Here is a 2,412-nt window from a genome sequence, read left to right on the forward strand (position 1 = left end):
ACTCAGAGTGGATGTCCCCCTCCTCTATAGGTGGGGGGATCACAAACTTTCTCAGGAGGGGAGACAATCCCCTTCTGAGTTATACGCTCCGCGAGACTGCGCAGGGATTCCGGATGGAAGAAAGGTCTTGACAGAAAGCAAAAGAGACAGAAGAGAATCGAACGATCGGTTCCCTGCTGTCTCTTTTTTGTATGATAGGAAATTACCTCCTATAAAATAAAAGATGCTCCGCAAAGATGTGAATTCGGTGCAGAAGTTTAGGATTCCTTTTTGACGGTCTTTGCCTCGATGTCTTTTCGGATGGAGAGCATGCGCTGGTCGGTCTCTGCGATGACTTCGGCACACTGGCGAAGCTGTTCTCCGATCTCCTCAGCATTATCGACATCCTTCTTGTATTTGAGCTGATGATCAAGACTTGCCCAGAAATCCATCGCAATCGTGCGGATCTGAACCTCAACACGGATGTTTCGTTTCTCCTCGGAGAAGTAGACCGGAACTTCGATGATCAGATGGTAACTGCGGTAACCGTTTGGTTTCGGATGTTTGATATAGTCCTTGATTGCGATGACGGTCACATCATCCTGGCTGACAAGCATGTTGGCGACGGTGTAAATGTCATCGACAAAGGAACAGATCACGCGGATTCCGGCGATATCGTCGAGATTCGAACACATGGATTCCACAGATACCGGGAGATTCCGGCGGATCAGCTTTTCGACAATGCTCGTCGGTTTTTTCACGCGGGACTTGATAACTTCGATCGGGTTGCGCTGATGGCGGATCGAGAGCTCATCATTTAAGACCTCAAGTTTTGTCTTTACTTCGCGGATTGCACAGGTGTACATCATCATTGCGGACTGGAACTGTCTTGCCTGGCTGATCAGCGCCTCCGGAACCTGTGCGAGATTCGGGACATTGACGGCGGACTGGATCAGCTCACTGTTTGGATTCATATTTACATTCATTTTAAAACCCCTTGGTATCGATAAATTTAGAATTCTGTATCAGGGAGCGGGAGCATGGGAGACATCCTGCCCGGATACATGTTCATTATAAGCAGTTTTTACTAAAACGACAAGCGATAAAATGAGAAAAAATTAAAAAATTCACAAATTCAAGAAATTCGAAGAGGAGGAAACACCCGGAGTGAAAAATAGGGCATTAGCAAAGTCTGTTACCAATTATGCGACGTGTGAACGGTGACAAGAAAAGAGATTCGGAAAGCACTATGAAAAAAGAAAGGCTTGCAAAAGCCTGTTAAATGAACTACAATGAAACGAGGGTCTAAAAATGTGTATGTTTAAAATTGCTTGATCTGGGGGATTGCGAACGCACACAAAAGATAAGAAGAATCAGAATTGGAGGAAAATTCACATGAGTGAGAATTGTACGCATGACTGCAACAGCTGTGGAGAGAGCTGTCCGAGCCGGAATGGAGGTCAGCCGACCAGCTTTTTAGCACCGCTCAATCCTGCAAGCAGCGTTAAGCACGTAATTGGCGTTGTGAGCGGAAAAGGCGGAGTAGGAAAGTCTCTTGTCACCGCGCTGATGGCAGTGAAGATAAATGAAAAGGGAAAGCACACCGCGATTCTGGATGCAGATATCACAGGTCCGTCGATCCCGAAGGCATTTGGTCTCGGCACAGATGGTCTGTCTGTGACGGAGGATGGCATGATGGTTCCGGCAACGACGGCTACCGGTATTGATATCATGTCTGCAAACCTGCTTCTCGATAAGGACACAGATCCGGTGATCTGGAGAGGACCGGTCATTGCAGGTGCAGTAAAGCAGTTCTGGAGTGATGCACTCTGGAAGGATGTTGACTATATGTTCGTTGATATGCCTCCGGGAACCGGTGATGTTCCGCTGACCGTATTCCAGTCTCTGCCGCTGAGCGGAATCATCATTGTAACCTCTCCGCAGGAGCTGGTTTCCATGATCGTTGCAAAGGCAGTGAACATGGCGAAGAAGATGAATGTTCCGATTCTCGGTCTTGTCGAGAACATGAGCTATTTAAGCTGTCCGGACTGCGGAAAGAAGATTTCTGTGTTCGGAGAAAGCCACATCGATGAGATTGCAGAGCAGTATGGTATTCCGGTACTTGCAAAGATTCCGATCGATCCGAAGATCGCCGAGAACGTGGATGCAGGTACGGTAGAGTATCTGAAGGAAGACTGGATGGAGAGTGCTGCTGAGAAGGTACTGGCTCTGTAAAGAGTGTGAGTGGGATTACTATAATATATGTATGGAAAATTAAAGATTAAAAAACGGTTTTGACACGAGCCGTATGTTATCGTTAATTCATTCATCAGAATGATTGATAATGAAAGTCTCATAGAAACGAATTAGTCTTATATACTTTCGAGCATATTTGGAAGTTCATGTATATGAGAACCCAACGAGCTTTAGCCG

2 protein-coding genes are annotated in these 2,412 nt (G+C 46.4%); one reads left to right on the forward strand and one right to left on the reverse strand.

Annotation, left to right across the window (positions count from 1 at the left end):
• Window positions 1–257 precede the first annotated feature (257 nt).
• Window positions 258–965, reverse strand: coding sequence for a GTP pyrophosphokinase (locus tag ACR0QE_RS13345; protein WP_432628823.1), 708 nt, complete (start codon window positions 963–965; stop codon window positions 258–260).
• Window positions 966–1,374: 409 nt separating this feature from the next.
• On the opposite strand from ACR0QE_RS13345, the gene ACR0QE_RS13350 reads away from it, so the two are divergent.
• Window positions 1,375–2,214, forward strand: coding sequence for a P-loop NTPase (locus ACR0QE_RS13350; protein WP_432628824.1), 840 nt, complete (start codon window positions 1,375–1,377; stop codon window positions 2,212–2,214).
• Window positions 2,215–2,412: the final 198 nt, after the last annotated feature.

Origin of the sequence: Brotaphodocola sp. (genome assembly GCF_050873065.1) — a bacterium.
Lineage (GTDB): Bacteria > Bacillota > Clostridia > Lachnospirales > Lachnospiraceae > Brotaphodocola.

Bases quoted from the DNA above. Each gene is read 5' to 3' on its own strand.
- ACR0QE_RS13350 (WP_432628824.1), top strand. From the start codon at position 1,375: ATGAGTGAGAATTGTACGCATGACTGCAACAGCTGTGGAGAGAGCTGT.
- ACR0QE_RS13345 (WP_432628823.1), bottom strand. From the start codon at position 965: ATGAATGTAAATATGAATCCAAACAGTGAGCTGATCCAGTCCGCCGTC.